Source organism: Rhizobium sp. WYCCWR 11128, assembly GCF_013416305.1.
GTDB lineage: Bacteria > Pseudomonadota > Alphaproteobacteria > Rhizobiales > Rhizobiaceae > Rhizobium > Rhizobium indicum.
Genome location: NZ_JACCEZ010000011.1, coordinates 31,445 through 52,870, shown reverse-complemented (window position 1 = coordinate 52,870; position 21,426 = coordinate 31,445). Strand labels below are relative to the sequence as shown.

The following is a 21,426-nucleotide window of genomic DNA, read 5'->3' as shown; positions in this document are numbered from 1 at the left end:
GCGCGGTTCAAACCGCGCCCTTTCCTGTTGCTTCAGCCTTCCAGCCACTTCACCTGCTCGGGTGTGAGCTTGATGTCGAGCGCCGAGAGACTGTCTTCCAACTCGGCGACGGTGCGCGGCCCGATCAGCGGAATGACCGGGAAAGGCTGGGCGATCACATAGGCGAGTGCGATGTGGATCGGATTGCGGCCGAGTTTGTTTGCCAGTTCGATAGCACGGTCGCGGCGTCCGAAGTTGCGCTCGGAATACCAGACCCGCACGATCTCCTCATCGTCCCGCTTGTCCTGGCCGGCGCGGTCGGTAAAGAAGCCGCGGCCCTGGCTCGACCAGGCAAAGTTCGGGATCTGCTTCTCGTTCAGCCATTTCTTCCAGTCGTCATCGGAAGCGGCAACGCAGCCGGCCCAGATCGGATCGAGCATTTCGGCGAGCGAGAAGTTGTTGGAGAGTGCCGCTGGCGCCGCCTTGCCGGTCTTTTCGGCATAGGCGATCGCTTCGTCGAAGCGGGCCCGCGTCCAGTTCGAGCCGCCGAATATGCCGCGGATGCGTCCACGCTTGACCTCGGCATCCATGGCATCGACGAACTCGCCGACCGGCACGTCGGTATTGTCGCGATGCATGAAATAGATATCGACATAGTCGGTCTTCAGCCGGGAAAGCGACTGGTCGAGCTGCTTTGCGATCATATCGGGATAGCAGAGCGGCGAATGCGCGCCCTTGCCAATCAGCACGATCTCCTCGCGCGGCACCTTGCGGCTGGTGTGCCAGTCGCCGAAGATCGCCTCCGTCTTGCCGCCGCCATAGACGTAGGCGGTGTCGAAGGCATTGCCTCCGGCTTCGTAGAAGGCGTCGAGCGTCAGCGAGGCGGCGGCGAAGTTCGGGAAGAACTCGAAGCCGAGTGTGACAACCGACGCCGGCTTGGAAATGCCGGGGATCTGACGTTGCGGAACGCTGTTGCCGCGCGCGATCGCGCCGCCGGCAATGTTTGTCGTGCGTTTGCTGGCTTTTTCCACGCCGTATTCGAGGCCGACCGAGGCACGCCACTGGTCGAGCACACGCAGGTTTCCGATCGAATCTGCCCAGCTCATGCCGGGAGAGCTGAATTCGGTCTTGCCGGCGCGGATGGCATCGCCCGCCGCATCCGCCTCGAAGGAATAGAGCCAGCGATCCTCCCTGAGTTCGACGGTTTCCTGCTTGCCGCCCTTGAAGATCTCGATCTTGCCGACGCCGCCCTTGTGACCGGAGGCGAACCAGAAGTCCTGAACCTCGATCCGGCCTTCCGAGCCGATGATGCGCAGCACATTGTCCTGCTGCGCCATGATCGAGCAGGAGACTTCGGCGATGATCTCGTTCGGGAACTTGAGCACGGCCGATGCCCATTCATCGACACCGCTTTGGCCGAGATGGGCGACGCCCGAGACCTTCTCCGGTTCGAGGAAGGCCTTGCCCTCCGCGGCGCCTGATATCAGTCTGGCCATCGAGACCGGATAACCGCCGACATCGAGAATGCCACCGCCGGCGGTGTCGTTGGCGAAAAGCCGGTGTTCCGGCTTATAGCTGCCCATGTTGAAGCCGAAGCTCGAGCGGATGATGCGAACGGTGCCGACGGCGCCGCTTTTGACGAGTTCGACCAGCTTCTCCGTCTGCGGATGCACGCGGTACATGAAGGCCTCGCCGGCAAAAACGCCGGCTTTTTTCGCCTCGTAGTAAACGGCTTCGGCATCGTAGGCCGACAGCGCGATCGGCTTTTCCACCAGGATGTGCTTGCCGGCACGTGCCGCCTTAATCGCCCATTCGGCATGGCCGGTGTGGGGGACGGCGATATAGATCGCATCGATCTCCTTATCGGAGAGCAACGCCTCGTAACCATCGACGATGCGGGCGCCGGGGAAATTTTCGGCAAGACCCGGCTTTGCAGGATTGCGGGTGGCGATCGCCACCAGTCTGCCGGTGCGCGAATGAGCGACGCCGTCTGCAAAGGTGCGGGCGATGGTGCCGGGGCCGATGATGCCCCAGCGGATCGGTTGATCTGAAGTCATGGAAAATCCTCTTTCGTCTTTCTGTCCTGGGATTTTAGTTCAGCGAAGCCGCTTGCCGGCGCCGTCGAAAAGGAATGAGCGGTTGGCGGGAAGGCCGACTGTCAGCGTGTCGCGATTTCCGGCGACGCGCGATTCCGGCCGCTCGATGATCAGTTGCTCGGGGCCTATGGTGGCGTAGATGTAACTGGTGTTGCCGAGGTGTTCGGCGACGTCGATGGTGACGGTGAGGTCGGCATCGCCCGTACCCGCATCGACGAAATGTTCGGGACGGATGCCGAGCGTCACCTTTGCGCCGGCTTCGATGGGATCGGCGACCGGCAGCGTTAGGCGCGTTTTGGTGTCACTTTCCAGCGCGATCACCGCCCTGCCCGGCCGCGTCTCAACCACCACGGCCTTGAGGAAATTCATCTTCGGCGAGCCGACGAAGCCGGCGACGAACTGATTGGCAGGATCATCGTAGAGGTCGAGCGGCGCGCCGATCTGCTCGATATTGCCGGCGCGCAGCACGACGATCCTGTCGGCGAGCGTCATCGCTTCCGTCTGGTCGTGGGTGACGTAGATCATCGTCGTGCCGAGCTTCTTGTGCAGCCTGGAGATTTCGACGCGCATCTGCACGCGCAGTTCGGCGTCGAGGTTCGACAAAGGTTCGTCGAACAGGAAGACCTGTGGTTCGCGGACGATGGCGCGGCCGATCGCGACGCGCTGGCGCTGACCGCCGGAAAGCTGCTTCGGCCGACGCTTCATCAGCTCGGTGATTTGCAGGATCTCTGCGACATGGCGCACGCGCCGCTCGGTGTCGGCCTTCGGATTGCCGTTCATGCGCAGGCCGAAGCTCAAATTTTCCTCGACGGTCAGGTGCGGATAGAGCGCGTAGGACTGGAAGACCATGGCGATGCCGCGATCGGCCGGCTCGACGTCGTTGACAACCCTGCCGCCGATCTGAAGCTCGCCTGACGTAATGTCCTCGAGGCCGGCGATCATCCTGAGCAGTGTGGACTTGCCGCAGCCGGACGGGCCGACGAAGACGACGAATTCGCCGTCCTTCACCTCCAGATTGGCACCGTGGATGATCTCAAAGCCGCCGAAGCGCTTGACGATGTTGCTGAGTGAAAGCTCTGCCATGCAGCCTCCCGATTATTTGCCCGATTATTTGATTGCGCCGGCCGCGATGCCGGCGATGAAATGGCGTTGAAGAGCCACGAAGATGACGAGGATCGGCGCCGTCAGCAGTACCGCGCCGGCCATGATGCCGCCCCAGGAGACCTTGGTGAGGCCGATCAGCGTTCCGAGCGCCACCGGCGCCGTCATCATTCCCGGTCTGGAATTGATCAGCAGCGGCCAGAGGTAGTTGTTCCAGGAGGCGAGGAAGAGGATGATCGCCAGTGCGGCCATGGTTGGGCGCGCCAGCGGCAGGGCGATGCGCAAGAAGATCTGCCATTCCTTGACGCCTTCGACCCGGGCCGCATCAAAGAGCTCGCCCGGCATCATCGAGAAGGATTGCCGCATGAACAGCACCCCGAGCGAATTGAACAGCGGTGGCACGATCAGCGCCACCCAGGTGTTTGCCAGCTTGAATTCGCGTGCCACCATGATGAATTGTGGGATGACGACCACCGAAAACGGCAGCGTGATCGTGCCGAGGATGATGGCGATGACGATGGAGCGGCCGACGAAACGGTAACGCGCCAGCGCCCAGCCCGCCATCGAGGTCAGCAGTACCGACAGGACCGTATAGATGAGCGCGACGCCGATGGAGATCACCATCGCACCGATGAAATCGGTATCGGCCTGCAGGTTCTTGAAATTCTCGACAAAATTCGTCGATGGCCAGAGCACGATGTCAGGGCTGAAGATGCCATTGTCGGGCATGGTCGAGAAGACGAACATCATCCAGAGCGGAAACAGCCAGATTATCGCAAGCGGCGCTAGTGCGGCATGCAACGCGATCTGGCGCAGCAGAAGGGATTGCGATTTGGACTTCATTTCGGATCCCTCCCGACCCAGAGATTGAGAAGCGAGATCGCCACGGCAAGGGCAGCCATGGTATAGGCGATCGCCGAGGCATAGCCGAAGTTCAGCGAGGTGAAGCCCTGGCGATAAAGCAGCAGGCCGAGCGTCTCGGTGCCGCCACCGGGACCGCCACGATTGGTGATCAGGAACGGCTCGGTGAACAGCTGCATGGTGCCGATCACCGAGAGCACCACGCAGAAGAGGATGATCGGTTTCAGCAGCGGCAGGGTGATGTGAAAGAATTGCTGGATCTTGCTCACCCGGTCGAGTGTCGCTGCCTCGTAGACATCATCGGGAATCGACTGCAGACCGGCGAGGATGATGATCGCGTTGTAGCCGGCCCAGCGCCATGTGACGGCGAGGATGATCAGCGCCATGGCGGCATTCGCATTGTCGAACCAGGAGACCGGGCTGAGGCCGACGGCTGAGATCAGCTTGTTGATGATGCCGAAATCGAGGCTGAACATCAGCCGAAACACCGCGGCATAGGCGACTTCGCCGACGACGACAGGGGCAAAGAAGGCGAAGCGGAAGAGCGGGCGCGCTTTCAGCAGCGGCGAATTGAGCATTACCGCCATAACGGTCGCAAGCGCGATCATGACAGGCACCTGGATCAACAGGATGATCAGCGTATTGTAGAGAGCGTTGTAGAAAGCCGGGTCATAGAAGAGCCGGCCCCAATTGGCCTGAAAACTGAATTTCCACGGATTGATTCGGGTGTTCTGAAACGAAATCAGGAACGAATTGATGATCGGCCAGACCCAGAAGGTGGCAAAGACCAGCAGATAGGGGGCGAGGAACGCATAGGCGCTCCGGGTTCTGAACGGCATCAAGCCTCCTCCTCACGAACGAATGACCGGCCGCTTTGCAAACCGGGGGAAAGCCGGGCGCCTGAAGCGCCCGGCATCGTCATTCATTGCGCGATCGGCAGGCCGGTCGCCGAAGCGATCTGGTTGGCGGCGTCGTCGAGAGCCGCCTTCGCATCGGGATAGCCGCCAGCGAAGAACTTCGTCTGCGTTGCCTTGAAGATGGCTTCCGCATCGCTCTGGAAGGCGGTGCCTCGGCTCGGCACGATCTTCGGCAGTGTCGCCAGAATATCCGCCCAGACCTTCTGGCCGCCCCAATAGGGCTGCGGCTCATTGACGAAGGGATCCTTCTCAGCCGAAAGCAGCGACGGGACCAGACCGAATTCCTTCAGCATGGTGATCTGGCCCTCATCCGTGCCGAGGGCGTAGTTGACGAATTTCCAGGCGGCTTCCTTATTCGCGGATGTCGCCGAAATGGCGAGCGACGAACCGCCGAGATTGGCCGCATGCGGGCCATCGGCCGTCAGGCTCGGCATTCTGTAGACGCCCCACTTGCCCTTGAGATCGGGAGAGGTCGAGCGCACGGTGCCCTCATACCAGCCGCCATACAGCTGGCTTGCGGCCTTGCCGGCGGTATTGGCCTGGATCTTTTCGTCCCAGTTGGCCGACGTCAGCGTCCCGGCATCCTTCATCTCCTTCACCTTTTGCAGCGAAGCGACGCATGCCGGCTGGTTGATGGTGATATTCTGGCCGTCGGTCGAGTAGTAGCCGCAGCCCTGTTCGTTGGCGATCATGCGAAACCATTCGCTGTCGCCGTTGAAGTCGGCCTGCGCCATGACGACGCCGGGATTGGCGGCGGAAATCTTTTTGCCGGCGGCAATAAAGTCGTCCCAGGTGCTGATCGTGCTCGGATCGACGCCGGCCTTTTCGTAGAGGTCGCGGCGGTAAAAGACGGCGACAGGGCCGGAATCCCATGGCATGGCATAGGCGACATCGCCGACTTCAAGCTCGGTGCGCTTGAAATCAGGGAATTTCGCTTGGATGTCGGCCGTGTAGCCGAGCTCCTTCAGATTGGCGAAGCAATCCGGGAAACGGCTCCAGAAGATTTCAGCCTCGAAATTCTCGATGCTGACAATGTCAGGCAAGCCGTCGCCGCCGGCAGCGCAGGCAGCGAGCGTCTTGTCGAAGACCTGGCTGTTGCCGAGGTCCTCGACGGTGATTTTGATATCGGGAAACTGCTTGTTGAAGCCTGGAAGCGTGGACTTCAATGCCGACGCGGCGACATTCCAGCTCCAGATGGTGAGATTGGCCGACTGCGCGTATGCGGAGCCGGAAGCAAGCACTGCGACAGCTGCGGTCGCAGCGAGAAGTTTGAAGCGCATTGAAAATCCTCCCTTTTCAATTGCCGATCTTTCACGAACACGGTTAGACTATCTGTAAGGGAGCGGGTGTCTCCTAAAAAGGGAACATGAATTTGGCGGAAAGTAAGGTCGGCACACGTGCAATCTATCAGCCCGGCGCGAGCAGTATCGAGGGTTTGCCGACAGCGCTGCAGATGTTTCATGCCCATCCGCCTGTCATGGCCATGCCGCATTGGCACGCGCAGGTCGAGGTCAACTACGTGATGCGCGGCACCGTGCACTACCGGATGAGCGACCACGAATTCCGGCTGAACGCCGGCGAAATGTGCCTCTTCTGGGGTGGTCAGCCGCATCAGATGGACGAATCCTCAGACGATTCGCTCTATGCCGGCGCCCATCTGCCTCTCGTCTATTTCTTCCGGCTGCGCCTGCCGATCAGCGTTTCCAGCCGGCTTATGAAGGGTGAGACGCTGCTGACCTCAGCAACCGATGCCGCCGACAACGAAAACTTCACCCGCTGGTTCCGCTATGCCAATTCCGGCGATGCCGCCAAGGCCCAGCACGCCGTCGACGAGTTGCTGCTGCGCATCGAGCGGATCGCGCTCGAACCTTATTCGATGACGTCGCAGGCCATCATCAGTCTCGAAGGCGATCACCCGCACCCGCATTCCTCGCGAAGCGTCGCGCGCATGTGCGATTTCATCGCCGCCAATTTCCTGCACGACATCGATTCGGTCGACATCGCCCGCGCCGCCGACCTGCATCCGAAATATGCGATGAACCTTTTCAAGCGATCAACCGGCATGACGCTCAGCAAATATGTGACGCTATTGCGGCTGTCGCGCGCCCAGGCGATGCTGATGAGTGAGGGCGCCAACGTGCTGCAGGTGGCGATGGACAGCGGCTTCGGCTCGATCAGCGCCTTCAACAAATCCTTCCGCCACATCGCCGGTATGTCGCCGTCGGACTTTCGCCGCGATATCCGGCTGGTGACCACGGTCCCTGCCGGCGCTTTCCGGAACTAGCTCAGGGCCAGCCGCAATTCGGCGTTCTGTGCGTCTGCCTGCGACTTATTTTTCACTGGGCAAAAAAGAACCAACGCCTAAGGTGGCGGCAGAATGTGCCCATTTTCTGTGCAAGTGCATGCACTATTGCATTTGCCAGGGAATTGGTGCCATCGCACTCTCAATAAAATCAATGATTTATAATTTGGCACGCACTTTGCTTCGATAGTTGCAGAGTTGGTGGCTAGGGTTCCGGCGTCGCAAGGCGTGGCTGGTCCGAGAGCTACCACCGGCAGGGGAGACATCCCGCCGGGTGCACGGCGGGACAAAAGCCCGGGAGACCTCGTAAGCCAAGGGATTGGCGGCACGATGGTCATTGCCGATCCCTTTTGAAGAAAAGCAAAAGGGGAATTTCAATGCAGACTTTTTCGAAGATTCTATCGATTACCGCACTGACGGCGTCTCTGGCGCTCGGACTCGGCTCCATCGCCAAGGCCGAACAGAAGACCGATTTCAAGGTCGCCTGGTCGATCTATGTCGGCTGGATGCCCTGGGGTTATGCTGCTGATCACGGCATCGTCAAGAAATGGGCCGACAAATACGGCATCAAGATCGAGGTGACCCAGTTCAACGACTACGTCGAATCGATGAACCAGTATACCGCAGGCGCCTTCGACGCCGTGACGCTGACCAATATGGACGGCCTGTCGATCCCGGCTGCCGGCGGCGTCGATACCACGGCCGTGATTGTCGGTGACTTCTCGAACGGCAATGATGCCGTTATCCTCAAGGACAAGGCGAGCCTTGCCGACATCAAGGGACAGAACGTCAATCTCGTCGAATTTTCCGTCTCGCATTATCTGCTGGCCCGCGCACTCGAAAGCATCAAGCTGACCGAGCGCGACGTCAAGGTGGTCAACACCTCCGACGCCGATATGGTCGCCGCCTATAAGACGGCTGACGTGACCGCCGTCGTCACCTGGAACCCGCTGGTCTCGACCATCCTCGAAGATCCCACGGCCAAGAAGGTCTTCGACAGCTCGCAGGTGCCGGGCGAGATCATCGACCTGATGGTCGCCAATTCAGGTGTGCTCAAGGACAATCCGAATTTCGGCAAGGCGCTCGCCGGCATCTGGTATGAGACCGCAGCACTCCTGACTGCCGACAGCGCCGACGGCAAGGCCGCGCGCGAGGCGATGGGCCAAGCATCCGGCACCGATCTCAAGGGTTTCGAATCCCAGCTTGCCGCAACCAAGCTGTTTGCCAAGCCGGCCGATGCCGTCGCTTTCACAGCCTCGGGCAGCCTGCCGAAGACAATGGATCTTGTCCGCAACTTCCTGTTCGAAAAAGGCCTGCTCGGCAATGGCGCGCCGTCCGCCGACGTCATCGGCATTGAAATGCCTGATGGCAAGATCCTCGGCGATAGTGGCAACGTCAAGCTGCGCTTCACCGAGACTTACATGAAGGCAGCCGCCGACGGTTCGCTCTAAGCGATCTCAAAGCAGCGGTGCGGTTTTGACCGTGCCGCCCAACCTTCATCAGCGGAGCTTTCCTCATGCGCTGGATCAACACGAGGCCGAGCCGGGGCGCGCAGCTTGCCTTGACGCTGCTGCCCTTCGTGCTGCTGATCGTTGCCTATACTTTCGGCTCGGCGGCACGGCTGGCGGAAAACGCCAACGACAAGCTGCTGCCCGGTCTTGCCGGTTTTGCCGATGCGATCGATCGCCTGGCCTTCATCGCCGATCCGCGCACCGGACAATACCTGCTCTGGTCCGATACGGGTGCGAGCCTGATCCGGCTGTTGGCCGGCCTCGGTATCTCCACAGTCACCGCGCTCATCATCGGCATGCTGATCGGCATGCTGCCGTATCTCCGGGCGCTGCTCTCGCCCTTCGTCGCCGTTATCTCGATGGTGCCGCCGCTGGCGCTGCTGCCGATCCTCTTCATCGCCATGGGGCTTGGCGAAGCCTCGAAGATCGCTCTCATCGTCATCGGCGTTGCGCCGACGATGATCCGCGACCTTGCGCTGAAGGCGCTGGAGCTGCCGCGCGAACAGATCGTCAAGGCTGAAACGCTTGGCGGCTCCTCCTGGCAGATCGGCCTTCGCGTCGTGCTGCCGCAGATCCTGCCGCGGCTGATCACCTGCCTCAGGCTTCAGCTCGGTCCCGCCTGGCTGTTCCTGATCGCCGCCGAGGCGATCTCGTCGGATTCCGGCCTCGGCTACCGCATCTTCCTCGTCCGCCGTTATCTCTCGATGGACGTCATCTTTCCCTATGTCGTCTGGATCACGCTGCTCGCCGTGGTCATGAACTACATCCTCGATCGCATCCGCATTGCCGTCTTCCCCTGGTCTGAGTTGGAGAAGCAGGCATGAGCGAACTGGTGATCGAAAAAGTCTGGAAAGAATATGGCGATCAGATCGTCCTCGAAAATGTATCGCTGACCGTTGCCTCGCGCGCCTTCGTCGCCCTTGTCGGTCCGTCCGGCTGCGGCAAGTCGACGTTCCTGCGCATGCTGCTTGGCCAGGAGCGGCCGACGCGAGGCACGATCCTGCTCGACGGGCAAGCGCTGCCGCAGGAGCCGGGGCCGGATCGCGGCGTCGTCTTCCAGCGCTATTCCGTCTTCCCGCACCTGACCGTGCTCGGCAATGTGCTGCTCGGGCGGGAATTATCCGCTTCCCGCTATAAGGCCAAGCTCTTAGGCGCCGCCCGGCGCAACGCGGTCGACGAGGCGCGGCGGCTGATCGGCGAAGTCGGCCTCTCCGGAGCCGAAGACAAATATCCGGCGCAGCTATCCGGCGGCATGCAGCAGCGCCTAGCGCTGGCGCAGGCCCTGATCATGAAGCCGAAGGTGCTGCTGCTCGACGAGCCCTTCGGCGCGCTCGATCCCGGCATCCGCGCCGAAATCCACACCTTGATGAAGCGGCTCTGGCACGAAACGCAGATGACCGTCGTCATGGTGACCCACGACATGCGCGAGGCCTTCACGCTGGCGACGCGCGTCGTCGCCTTCGAGCGCAAGCGCGACCGTCCGGAGGAAAAGGAGCGCTACGGCGCGACGATCACCAAGGATATTTCCATCTGGCCGCCCAGGCTTGCTGGCGCACCCTCCATCTTCAGCCCCGACCGGGACGGCCCGGTCATTTCTCTGGGCCTTCGCCGGGACGACCCGGCTTCCAGTCCGTCAGGAGAAAAACCATGATGCATGTCAGACGTTCGCCCGAAGAAATTGCCGCCAACCGGCAGCGCTACGAGGAACATCAGAAGAAGGGGCTGGAATTTGCCCCAAAGGCCCTGCCGGCGCCGAGCCCCCTTCCCGCCCCCGCAATTGATGCTGCCGCGATCATCCATCAGGAAACCATCCCCGGCGGCTGGTACTGGTCGACCGCGCTAAAGCGCGGCGAGGCTCTCCGCATCGATCAGGGCGAAGGCGGATCGACTGTAGCGCTCGTCGCCTGGAATGCCACTGACACCAGCGAACGGCTCAACCTCGTCGATACGGTCAAGGTGCAGTGGACGACCGCCCTCGGCAAGGGCCGCGTCATCTTCTCGGATATGGGCCGGGTGATGTTTTCGCTAATCGAGGATAGTTCCGGCGCGCATGACTGCCTGATGGGCGGCTCGACGGCAGCTTCGAACACTGCAAAATATCCCGGCGTCAAGACCCGCAACACCCGCGACAATCTCGTGCTCGTCGCCGGCAAGCTTGGTCTCACCAGGCGCGATATTCCCGCAATTCTCAATCTCTTCGCTCCCGTCCGCGTCGACGATGACGGTGGCTTCCACTGGCGCGGCAAACTCTCCAACAGCGGCGACTATGCCGAACTGCGCGCCGAAATGGACATGATCGTCGGCTTTTCCAATTGTCCGCATCCGCTCGATCCCGACCCGGTCTATGCTCCGAAGCCGGTGATCGTCACGCGCTTTCGCGCCCCCGCCCCCGCAATCGACGACCTCTCGCGCACGGCGACCGCCGAAGCCCTTCGCGGCTTCGAGAACAACGCCTCGATGCTGGCCTGAGGGAGGATGACGATGACCGATTTCATCAAGACTTCAGCTTCGCGCAGCCTGGAAAATGCCGTGCAGGAACATTTCATCCCGGCCGAAGCGCCGTGGTCCGGCATCGTGCGCAAGGGTCAGACCATCCGCATCGAGGACAGCTACGGCCAACAGGCGATCGACACGCTGTTTTATCGCGCCGATGACTTTGCCGAGCGGTATTCCAACCAGGATACGATGCGGGCGCAAGGTGGCGCCTATATCGGCACCGGCACGAAGATCATCTCGAACGAAGGCAACGTCATGCTGGTCATGACGGCCGACAGCTGCGGCCGCCACGATACATCAGCCGGCGCTTGCTCCTGCGAGAGCAACACGGTGCGCTTTGGCCACGGCACCAAATACCTGCATGCCTGCCGCGACAATTTCGTGATCGAGGTGACCAAACACGGCATGAGCAAGCGCGATATCGTGCCGAACATCAATTTCTTCATGAACGTGCCGATCAAGCCGAACGGCGAGATGACCATTGTCGACGGCATTTCCGCGCCCGGCGACTATGTCGAGCTGGTGGCGGAGATGGACGTGCTCTGCGTCATCTCCAACTGCCCGCAGATCAACAATCCCTGCAACGGCTTCGATCCGACGCCGATCCGGGTGCTGATCTGGGACGGTGAGGACTGATCGATGTTCACCAAGGTTCTTATCGCCAATCGCGGCGAGATCGCCGTCCGCGTCATCCGCACATTGAAGAGGATGGGCATTGCCTCGGTCGCCGTCTATTCCGATGCCGATCGGTTCTCGAAGCCGGCGCTGACCGCTGATGAGGCCGTCCGCCTCGGCCCGGCGCCTGCTTCCGAAAGTTATCTTGACGTCGATGCCGTCATTGCTGCCTGCAAGGCGACGGGCGCTGAGGCCGTGCATCCAGGCTACGGCTTCCTCTCGGAGAATATCGGTTTTGCCGAGCGGCTCGCCGCTGAAGGCATCGCCTTCATCGGCCCGCGGCCGGAGCATCTATCGGCCTTCGGCCTGAAGCATACGGCGCGCGAATTGGCGAAAGCGAGCGGCGTGCCGCTGCTGCCCGGAACCGATCTCTTGCAGAGTGTTGACGAGGCGCTTTCGGCTGCCGAGACCGTCGGTTATCCCGTCATGTTGAAAAGCACAGCCGGCGGCGGCGGCATCGGCATGCAGCTCTGCGCCGATGCGGCCGGCCTCAAGGCTTCCTTCGAAAGCGTGCAGCGGACCGCGCGCGCCAGCTTCGGGGATGCGCGCGTTTACATCGAGCGTTTCGTTGCTGAAGCGCGCCATGTCGAGGTGCAGATCTTCGGCGACGGCAAGGGCGGAGTGATTGCGCTCGGCGAACGTGACTGCTCGCTGCAGCGGCGGAACCAGAAGGTCGTCGAGGAGACGCCTGCGCCTGGCCTTTCCGCGGAGACAAGGGCGCGCCTGCACAAGGCGGCGGTCGATTTGGGAAGCTCGGTCTCCTATGAATCGGCCGGCACTGTCGAATTCATCTATGACCCCCAGCGCGAGGAATTCTATTTCCTCGAGGTCAATACCCGCCTTCAGGTCGAGCATCCCGTCACAGAAGCCGTCTTCGGCATCGACCTCGTCGAATGGATGATCCGGCAGGCGGCCGGCGAGGACGTGCTCTCGGGTGCTAAGGCCCTGACGCCGAAGGGTGCGGCGATCGAGATGCGGATCTATGCCGAGATGCCGCATGCCGATTTTCGCCCGAGTGCCGGCCTTTTGACCGAAGTCATTTTTCCGGAAAGCGCCCGCGTCGACGGCTGGATCGAGACGGGAACCGAGGTGACGCCCTTCTACGATCCGATGCTTGCCAAGCTGATCGTGGCGGCGGAAGACCGGCCGGCGGCGATCGAGATGCTGAAGGCAGCACTCGCCGAAACGTCGATATCAGGCATCGAGACCAATCTCGATTATTTGAGAACGATCGCCGCTTCCGAATTGCTTGCCGGCGCCAAGGTGGCAACGACGGCGCTGCGCGACTTCGCCTTCATTCCGGATGTCGTCGAGGTTCTCGCGCCTGGCGCGCAGTCAAGCATTCAGGAACTGCCGGGCCGGCTCGGCCTCTGGCATGTCGGCGTGCCGCCGAGCGGGCCGATGGACGAGCGCTCCTTCCGCCATGCCAACCGGTTGGTCGGCAATGCCGACGTGACGGCTGCGCTCGAATTGACGGTTTCCGGCCCGACATTGCGGTTTTATGCCGACCAGACGATCGCGCTTGCCGGCGCCCGGATGGCGATGACATGCGACGGCGTAAAATTGCCGCATGACACCCCGGTATTGATCCGTGCCGGTCAGGTTCTGTCGATCGGTACGATCGAAGGACCGGGACAACGCGCCTATCTCGCCGTCGCCGGTGGTTTTGCCGCTCCCGTTGTGCTCGGCTCGCGGGCGACTTTCGGTCTTGGTCAGTTCGGCGGCAACGCCACCGGCACCCTGAAGACAGGGCATGTGCTGCACTTTGCCCGCCAAGTACCGGCCGAACCGGTGAGACCAGCGACGGAGGCAGCCGTCTTGACGCGCGAATGGGATGTCGGCGTCGTCTATGGCCCGCACGGGGCTCCCGATTTCTTTCAGGATGGGGATATCGAGACGCTGTTTTCGACGGCTTACGAGGTGCATTTCAACAGCGCCCGCACCGGCGTTCGCCTCATCGGTCCCGCCCCGGTTTGGGCACGTAGCGACGGCGGTGAGGCGGGGCTGCACCCCTCCAACCTGCACGATAATGCCTATGCCATCGGGGCGATCGATTTCACCGGCGATATGCCGATCATTCTCGGCCCCGACGGTCCGAGCCTTGGCGGCTTCGTCTGCCCGGCGGTGATTGCCCGCGACGAACAGTGGAAGATGGGCCAGTTTAAGCCCGGCGACCGCATCCGTTTTCATGCAGTAGTGCGGCCGGAGGACCCCGTCGCTGGCCCCGCGGTGCGGCGGGTCGTGGAAGAGACGGGCTCGCCGATCGTCGGCATTAGCGACGACGGCCCGGTTTCCGTCGTCTATCGCCGCCAGGGCGATGATAATCTGCTCGTCGAATATGGGCCGATGGCGCTCGATATCGCGCTTCGGCTGCGGGTGCATCTGCTGATGCAGGCGGTCGTGGAGGCCCGCCACCCCGGCGTCGTCGACCTCACCCCCGGTATTCGCTCGCTGCAGATCCATTATGACGGCACGCGGCTGACGCGCCGGCGCCTGCTCGGGCTGCTCTCCGAAATCGAGGCGACGCTGCCGGCGGCACAGGAGGTCACGGTGCCGAGCCGCATCGTGCATCTGCCGCTTTCCTGGAACGATCCGGATGCGGAGCTTGCGATGCGCAAATATCAGGAGCTCGTGCGCCCGAATGCGCCCTGGTGCCCGTCGAATATCGAGTTCATCCGCCGCATCAACGGCCTTCCCGACGAACAGGCAGTTCGCGATATCGTCTTCGATGCCAGCTATCTGGTGCTCGGTCTCGGCGATGTCTATCTTGGCGCGCCGGTTGCGACCCCTGTTGATCCACGCCATCGCCTCGTGACGACGAAGTATAATCCCGCCCGCACCTGGACGCCTGAGAACGCCGTCGGCATCGGCGGCGCCTATATGTGCATCTACGGCATGGAAGGACCGGGCGGCTACCAGCTCTTCGGCCGCACCATCCAGGTCTGGAACACATGGCGGGAGACACCGGCCTTCGCCAGGGGCAAGCCCTGGCTGCTGAACTTCTTTGACCAGATCCGTTTCTTCCCTGTTAGTAATCAGGAACTGACGGAGGCGCGCGCCGCCTTCCCGCACGGCGGCTATCCGATCCGGATCGAGGAGACGGAATTCTCCTATGCTGCCTATGAGAGAGAATTGCAGGCGAACGCAGCGTCGATCGGTCGCTTCAAAGCAACGCAGCAGGCCGCCTTCGATACTGAGCGCCAGCGCTGGAAGGAAGCCGGGCTCGACAGCTTCGTCACCGATGAAGGCACGGGCGAAAGTCCGGATGGGGATATTCCCGACGGCTGCTTCGGTGTTGCCAGCGCCGTGCCCGGCAATATCTGGAAATTGCTGGTCGAGCCGGGTGCTTCGGTTGCGGCCGGCGATACACTCGCCATCATCGAATCGATGAAAATGGAAATCAACGTCACCGCCCATGCGGCAGGCCGCGTCCGCGACCTGCGCGCCGGGCCGGGAAGAAACGTCAAAGCCGGCGATATCATCGTCGTTCTGGAGGAATGCTGACATGCTGCCGACCATCCTCGATCTCTCAAGCCTTCGCGCCGCCTATCAATCCGGCCTGACGCCGCTCGACGCCATCGAAGAGGTGATCGCCCGCCGCGCCGCCTCGAAGGATCCGGCAATCTTCATCACCCCGGTGCCGGACGAGGAGCTGCGTGCAGCCGCGAAAACGCTGATGGCGCGCGCGCCTGAGGCAAACAGCCTGCCGCTCTGGGGCGTTCCCTTCGCCGTCAAAGACAATATCGATGCCGCCGGCCTGCCGACGACCGCGGCCTGCCCGGCCTATGCGTATCGGCCGGAAGCCGACTCCACCGTCGTTGCCCGGTTGAAGGCGGCCGGCGCCATCATCATCGGCAAGACCAATCTCGACCAATTCGCGACCGGCCTCAACGGCACGCGCTCGCCCTATGGCGCGCCGCGTTCGGTCTTCGATGCGGCCTATATCTCCGGCGGTTCGAGCTCCGGATCGTCGGTCACGGTGGCTTCAGGCCTGGCGGCCTTCGCGCTCGGCACGGATACGGCGGGTTCCGGCCGCGTGCCCGCCGCCTTCAACAATCTGGTCGGCATCAAGCCGACGCCGGGTCTTCTGCCGAATACTGGCGCTATGCCGGCCTGCAAGAGCGTCGACTGCATCACGATCTTTGCCGCGACCGTCGGCGACGGCGTCGCGATCCGCAAGGTCGCCGAGGGTTTCGACGCTGCCGATCCTTTCTCCCGTCGCGCCAAACCGGCCAACCTGCCGGTATCGGGGTTGCGTATCGGCGTCCTGACCGATGCCGAACGGGAGTTCTTCGGCGACAAGGAGGTGGAGGCGCTCTACGACCAGGCGATCGAACGGGCCAAAGCGCTCGGTGCGACCATCGTGCCTTTCGATTACGCGCCATTCCGCGAGGCGGCCGCGCTTCTCTATGACGGGCCGTGGGTCGCCGAACGCCTGGCGGCGGTCGAGACCTTCCTTGCCACCAACGCGGCCGATTTCGACCCGACGGTCAGAGGGATTATCGAGGGCGCCAAGGGTAAGACCGCGGTCGAGGCTTTCAACGGCCGATACCGGCTGGAAGAATTGCGTCGCAAGACCGAGGCCGAATGGGAAAAGGCCGACGTGCTTCTGCTGCCGACCGCACCGACCACTTACACCGTTGCGGATATGCTGGCCAATCCCGTCGTGCTGAACGGTCGCCTCGGCCGCTACACCAATTTCGTCAACCTGCTCGATTGCGCAGCGATCGCCGTTCCGGCCGGCTTCGGAAAAGGTGGCTTACCGGGCGGCGTTACCGTCATCGCACCTGCCTTCACCGACGATGCGCTGGCGCCGCTTGCCGACGCGCTGCACCGCGCGGCAAGCTCCGGCATGGGCATCGACCGGCAGGCTGCGATCCCCGAAGCAAGCCGTGTTGTGCCCGGCGATGACGGTTTTATCGAAATTGCGGTCGTCGGTGCGCATCTGACCGGCATGCCGCTCAATCACGAACTGGCAGGCGCAGGCGGGCGTCTGGTCAAGACCTGCCGCACGGCCGGCGATTATCGCCTCTTCGTCTTACCCAATACCACGCCGCCGAAACCCGGGCTGCTGCGCGAGCCCGGCCACAAGGGTCAGGGACTGGAGGTCGAGGTCTGGGCACTGCCGGCCGATGCTTTCGGCAGGTTCGTCCAGAAGATTCCGGCACCCCTCGGCATCGGTAAGCTGACGCTCGAAGACGGTCCCAGCGTCTCTGGCTTCGTCTGCGAGGCGCATGCGGTGAAAGGTGCCGAGGAAATCACCGCACTTGGCGGCTGGCGCAACTATATCAGCGCCAAGCTGGCGAGCTGAGAGGAGGCCTAACATGGCGGCAAAACTCGTCTGGCGCCTGATCGATCTGCTGCGGGACGGTCTGGCCGCCCGCAGCGAAGCGATCGGCAACACCTGTGTCAGCCCTGGCGGTTCTGAGAGCGTTCGGCAAGTTCGACGATAATGCCGTCGGGATCGCGAACGAAGGCGATCTTGTTCAGCATCTCGGAGTGGACGGCAAAGCGCGGCCGCTCCTTGATCTCGACGCCCGCCAGTTCGAGGCGGACGAAGGTCTCGTCGACATTGTCGAAATGAAAGGTGAGGTGGCGGACGCCGGCCGTATCGTCAGGCACGTCGACTGCTCTCGACGCGCCGCCGGGCGGCGCAAAGACCTCCAGCATGCCGCCGCCTGCATCGAGGAACGCGACTTGCATGCCATTCGCCATCGTCTTGCGCAGCACGAGGCTGAGGCCGAGCAGGCCACAGTAGAAATCGACGGTGCGGTCCATGTCGCTGACCGTCATGCCGACATGCTCGAAGGATTTCAGCATCGGAGAGCCCTTCCCGATTCAGACGGTGGCCGCAGCCCGCCATTCCCCTGCCGGAAGCCAGGAGCGATAGAGCGGATGATCGGCGGCGATCGGCATCGGCGTCGGTTGTCCGGTTCGCTGCGAGAAATAAGCGGCCGTTACCAGTTCCAGCGAATTGCGGGCATCCTGCAGCGTCACCGGTGGGTCGGTGTCTTCGACGATCGCCTTATGGAAGAGCTCGAACTGACGGGTGTAGCCATCCTCGCCAGGCACATAGGCGGCGAGCACTTCGTCGATCCGCGCCTGATGTTCCTCTGTCCCGGCGGTGAACGTCCACGGATCACGGCCCATCGTATAGGGTTCGATGATGCTTTCGGCGACGAGGTCGTTGAAGCAGAAGCGCAACCGCGAGATCTCCTTGCGCGAACCCAACGTCATCGACAGCGTCGCCAGCGAGCCATTCTGCATCTTCACCGAAAGGGCTGCCGTATCCTCGACCTCGATCGGATTGACCAGCGTCGCCCCATAGGAAAACACCTCGGCGCAAGGGCCGTGCACATAGTTCAGCATGTCATGGGCGTGGATGGCGTGGCCAAGAAGGCCACCGCCGAGTTCGCTCGCCCATTTGCCGCGCCACGGCACGGCATAATAATCCGGCCCGCGCCACCAATGGGTTTCGATCGTGGTCAGGAACGGCTTGCCGGCCAGGCCGCGTTCGATCAGCAGCTTCAGCTTCTGCAGGCCGGAACCATAGCGATACTGGAAGATCGGCATCAGCTTCTTGCTGGGGAAGCGGGCAAGGATGCGCCCCATCTCGTCGACCTCGGCGATCGAGCCGAAGAGCGGCTTCTCGCAGATCACGTGCTTGCCAGACTCGATGCCCTTGCGGCACAGTTCGAAATGCGAACTCGGCGGCGTCGAAATGTCGATGATGTCGAGATCGTCGCGGGCAAACAGCGAATCCGCATCCTGCGTGTATTCGGCAATGCCGAACTCCTCGCACAGCGCTCTGCCGCGCTCCTCATCGAGCGAGCAGAGCACGGGAACTTCGAAAAGCTCCTTGTTCCAACCGAAGCCGGCCAGATGCCGCGCAGCGATGCCTGCGCCGATGACACCGACGCGCAATTTCCTGGTCATGATTTCCTCCTCAGCGAGCGCCGATGCGCGCGGCTTTCGCCTGGGCTTCGAGCGAAAGACGGCAGACTTCAAAAACGTGATCCTGGGTCATCGCCGTCTGTGTGCGGTTGCCGACGTCGGCGGTGAAAGCGTCGAAATAGTCGAGTTTTTCGCCGCTGCAATCGATATGGGTCATTTCCTTGCCGTTGACCAGGAAGAGGTGATCCTTGCCCGGCCGGCCGGCGATATCGATATATTTGCGCAGTTCGATGTAGCCTTCGGTGCCGAGGATGGTGAGGCGCCCGTCACCCCAGGTCGGCAGCGCCTCCGGCGTGAACCAGTCGACACGGACATAGCCCGCCGCCTTGTCGGAGCGCAGAAGCACCTCGCCGAAATCCTCGAAGGCGGGCTTGTCGGGCATGCCGAAATTGCCGATCGAGCTTGCGATGACCTCGCCTGTGGTCGAGCCCGTATAGAACAGGAACTGGTCGACCTGGTGCGAAGCGATATCGACGATGATGCCGCCGAAGGCTTCGGGATCGAAGAACCAGTCCGGCCGGGTCGGCAGTTGCAGCCGGTGTGGACCGACGCCGAGCGTCTGGATCACCTTGCCGATCGCGCCTTCGGCGACGAGCTTGCCGGCCTTGACCGCGGAGCGGACGCAGTGGCGCTCGGAAAAGCAGATCGAGAAGATCTTGCCGGTCTCGGCAACGGTACGCTTGACCTCCTCGAGTTGGGCGAAGGTCGTCACGCCCGGCTTGTCGGTCATCACGTCCTTGCCCGATCTCATTGCGCGGATGGCAAGCCCGGCACGATCACGAGGAATCGCGGAAATGCAGATGACATCGATCGACGGATCGTCGAACAGCTTTTCCCTGTCGATCTGCGGCGCGTTAGGATAGGTCTTCTCGAAGCCCTCGCGCAATGCCGGCACCGAGGTCTGCGGGCAATAGCCGACGAACTCGCCGCCTGCGGCCAGCAACCCCTTTACGTGATCGAACGTGTGCCCATGGTCGATTCCGACGACGGCAAATCTCAACATCGCTGCAATATCCTCCTGGGATTTTCGTGTGGCCGCCTGACGCCAGCCTCCTCCATGTCGCGCAAAACAGATAACGAAAGCCGCCGCCTGTCAAGGCGAGATGAAGGGGGAAATCGACGAGGGTGCAAATTAACCATATGAAATATAACGATTAATTTGTATCTAAATAGTTATTTTGCAGGTTTTTACGCTTGGTCTTTCGACAAAGGGCCACGGCTTGAACCGATCGGGCGAAAGTCTTTTTCCCCGACGCATCTTGCCCCATCTCCGTGAATGTGATCGATTTCGGCTGCCGCCGGGCTGGAGGGCGGCAACACCCCGCAATGTTTTTAAAGAGCGCTCCCCGCTCGCCTGTGACGGAAGATCACCATGTCTCAACCTCTGCTCGATGTCGCCGCTTCGGATGGTCTTTTTGTCGGTCGCATCTGGAATCCCGAAGTGCAGGGACCGAGCATTGTGATGTTACGCGAGGGTATGCTGGTCGACATCACGTCGCGCGAGGCGCCGACGCTGAGCGCTCTCCTGGAGAGGTCGGATGCCGCCGGCTTTGTCCGCGCAGCAAGTGGCAAGGCGGTTGGCTCGCTGGCGGACATCGCCGCCAACAGTACCGGAGCTCCGGATCAAACGCGCCCTTATCTCCTTGCGCCCGTCGACCTGCAGGCAGTCAAGGCCTGCGGCGTTACCTTTGCGCAGTCGATGATCGAGCGCGTCATCGAGGAGAAGGCCGCCGGCAGTCCGGAACGCGCCGCCTCGATCCGCGAGCGTGTCAGCACGCTGATCGGCGGCAGCCTCACCAATCTGAAGGCCGGTTCGCCGGAGGCCGCCAAGGTCAAGCAGGCATTGATCGACGAGGGCATGTGGTCGCAATATCTCGAGGTCGGCATCGGGCCTGATGCCGAAGTCTTCACCAAGGCGCCGGTGCTCTCCTCCGTCGGCTGGGGTGCCGATGTCGGCCTGCATCCGATCTCGACCTGGAACAATCCGGAGCCGGAAATCGTGCTTGCGGTCAACAGCCGCGGCGAGATCAAGGGGGCGACACTCGGCAACGACGTCAACCTGCGCGATGTCGAGGGCCGTTCGGCACTGCTGCTCGGCAAGGCCAAGGACAACAACGCCTCCTGCTCGATCGGTCCTTTCATCCGCCTGTTCGATGCCGGCTACAGCCTGGATGACGTCCGCAAGGCCGAACTCGACCTGAAGGTGTCAGGCGAGGACGGCTTCGTGATGCACGGCAAGAGTTCGATGTCGCAGATCAGCCGCGATCCAACCGATCTCGTCAAACAGACGGTCGGCGCCCATCATCAATATCCCGATGGTTTCATGCTTTTCCTCGGCACGCTGTTTGCGCCGACGCAGGACCGGGACGCGCCGAAGCAAGGCTTTACCCACAAGATCGGCGATGTCGTCGAGATTTCCTCGGCAGGCCTCGGTGCGCTCGTCAACACCGTGCGGCTCTCCACCGAATGCCCGCCCTGGACCTTCGGTATTTCGGCGCTGATGAGCAATCTGGCAAATCGCGGTCTTCTCTAAA

General features: G+C 62.0%; 17 protein-coding genes and 1 riboswitch. Of the genes, 9 read left to right on the top strand and 8 right to left on the bottom strand.

Going from position 1 to position 21,426, the window contains the following annotated elements:
* Positions 1-32: 32 nt before the first annotated feature.
* From HX898_RS26705 to HX898_RS26685, 5 genes are all read right to left on the bottom strand, one after another.
* Positions 33-2,036, bottom strand: a complete 2,004-nt coding sequence (locus tag HX898_RS26705; RefSeq protein ID WP_180196263.1) for an aldo/keto reductase — start codon at positions 2,034-2,036, stop codon at positions 33-35.
* Positions 2,037-2,075: 39 nt separating this feature from the next.
* Positions 2,076-3,158, bottom strand: coding sequence for a sn-glycerol-3-phosphate ABC transporter ATP-binding protein UgpC (gene ugpC, locus HX898_RS26700; RefSeq protein WP_180196262.1), 1,083 nt, complete (start codon positions 3,156-3,158; stop codon positions 2,076-2,078).
* A gap of 24 nt (positions 3,159-3,182) precedes the next feature.
* Entirely contained in the window at positions 3,183-4,019 is an 837-nt protein-coding gene (locus HX898_RS26695; RefSeq protein WP_138333984.1) for a carbohydrate ABC transporter permease, read from the bottom strand.
* Positions 4,016-4,876 carry a sugar ABC transporter permease gene (locus HX898_RS26690; protein ID WP_017992298.1) on the bottom strand — a complete coding sequence of 287 codons (861 nt, stop codon included), beginning with the start codon at positions 4,874-4,876 and terminating at the stop codon, positions 4,016-4,018. Before HX898_RS26690 ends, HX898_RS26695 begins: the two co-directional genes overlap by 4 nt.
* Before the next feature lie 83 nt (positions 4,877-4,959).
* A complete protein-coding gene (locus HX898_RS26685) occupies positions 4,960-6,234 on the bottom strand; it encodes an extracellular solute-binding protein (RefSeq protein WP_075223652.1) in 1,275 nt (424 codons plus the stop codon).
* An 86-nt stretch (positions 6,235-6,320) separates the two neighbouring features.
* Here HX898_RS26685 and HX898_RS26680 point away from each other — a divergent pair, with 86 nt between their 5' ends.
* The 8 genes from HX898_RS26680 (at position 6,321) to atzF (ending at position 17,249) form a co-directional block, all read left to right on the top strand.
* Positions 6,321-7,238: a helix-turn-helix domain-containing protein gene (locus HX898_RS26680; protein WP_105010139.1), complete on the top strand. Its 918-nt coding sequence runs from the start codon at positions 6,321-6,323 to the stop codon at positions 7,236-7,238.
* A 212-nt stretch (positions 7,239-7,450) separates the two neighbouring features.
* A riboswitch (guanidine-I (ykkC/yxkD leader) is annotated at positions 7,451-7,559 on the top strand.
* Between the two features lie 74 nt (positions 7,560-7,633).
* The gene (locus tag HX898_RS26675) at positions 7,634-8,707 is read left to right on the top strand and encodes a putative urea ABC transporter substrate-binding protein (protein WP_047622182.1); all 1,074 of its coding nucleotides are present in this window, start codon (positions 7,634-7,636) and stop codon (positions 8,705-8,707) included.
* A 65-nt stretch (positions 8,708-8,772) separates the two neighbouring features.
* The gene (locus tag HX898_RS26670) at positions 8,773-9,591 is read left to right on the top strand and encodes an ABC transporter permease subunit (protein ID WP_180196261.1); all 819 of its coding nucleotides are present in this window, start codon (positions 8,773-8,775) and stop codon (positions 9,589-9,591) included.
* On the top strand, positions 9,588-10,418 hold the full coding sequence (locus tag HX898_RS26665; protein ID WP_180196260.1) for an ABC transporter ATP-binding protein: 831 nt from the start codon (positions 9,588-9,590) through the stop codon (positions 10,416-10,418). Before HX898_RS26670 ends, HX898_RS26665 begins: the two co-directional genes overlap by 4 nt.
* Positions 10,415-11,236 (top strand): urea amidolyase associated protein UAAP1, encoded by an 822-nt coding sequence (locus tag HX898_RS26660; protein ID WP_180196259.1) that lies wholly within the window; start codon positions 10,415-10,417, stop codon positions 11,234-11,236. The genes HX898_RS26665 and HX898_RS26660 overlap by 4 nt, the downstream gene beginning before the upstream one ends.
* A 12-nt stretch (positions 11,237-11,248) precedes the next feature.
* A complete protein-coding gene (locus tag HX898_RS26655; protein WP_018516560.1) occupies positions 11,249-11,899 on the top strand; it encodes an urea amidolyase associated protein UAAP2 in 651 nt (216 codons plus the stop codon).
* A gap of 3 nt (positions 11,900-11,902) precedes the next feature.
* The gene (uca, locus tag HX898_RS26650; protein ID WP_180196258.1) at positions 11,903-15,442 is read left to right on the top strand and encodes an urea carboxylase; all 3,540 of its coding nucleotides are present in this window, start codon (positions 11,903-11,905) and stop codon (positions 15,440-15,442) included.
* A 1-nt stretch (position 15,443) separates the two neighbouring features.
* Positions 15,444-17,249, top strand: coding sequence for an allophanate hydrolase (gene atzF / locus HX898_RS26645; protein ID WP_180196257.1), 1,806 nt, complete (start codon positions 15,444-15,446; stop codon positions 17,247-17,249).
* A gap of 98 nt (positions 17,250-17,347) precedes the next feature.
* Here the strand turns inward: atzF and HX898_RS26640 are convergent, their stop codons facing one another.
* Genes HX898_RS26640 through HX898_RS26630 form a run of 3 tightly spaced genes read right to left on the bottom strand, consistent with a single transcriptional unit; the run spans position 17,348 to position 19,895 of the window.
* The gene (locus HX898_RS26640; RefSeq protein ID WP_138389979.1) at positions 17,348-17,758 is read right to left on the bottom strand and encodes a VOC family protein; all 411 of its coding nucleotides are present in this window, start codon (positions 17,756-17,758) and stop codon (positions 17,348-17,350) included.
* 18 nt (positions 17,759-17,776) lie between these two features.
* On the bottom strand, positions 17,777-18,874 hold the full coding sequence (locus HX898_RS26635; protein WP_138333960.1) for a Gfo/Idh/MocA family oxidoreductase: 1,098 nt from the start codon (positions 18,872-18,874) through the stop codon (positions 17,777-17,779).
* A 10-nt stretch (positions 18,875-18,884) separates the two neighbouring features.
* Positions 18,885-19,895, bottom strand: coding sequence for a Gfo/Idh/MocA family oxidoreductase (locus HX898_RS26630; RefSeq protein WP_180196256.1), 1,011 nt, complete (start codon positions 19,893-19,895; stop codon positions 18,885-18,887).
* A gap of 369 nt (positions 19,896-20,264) precedes the next feature.
* On the opposite strand from HX898_RS26630, the gene HX898_RS26625 reads away from it, so the two are divergent.
* Positions 20,265-21,425: a fumarylacetoacetate hydrolase family protein gene (locus tag HX898_RS26625; RefSeq protein WP_180196255.1), complete on the top strand. Its 1,161-nt coding sequence runs from the start codon at positions 20,265-20,267 to the stop codon at positions 21,423-21,425.
* The last annotated feature ends 1 nt before the right edge of the window (position 21,426 follow it).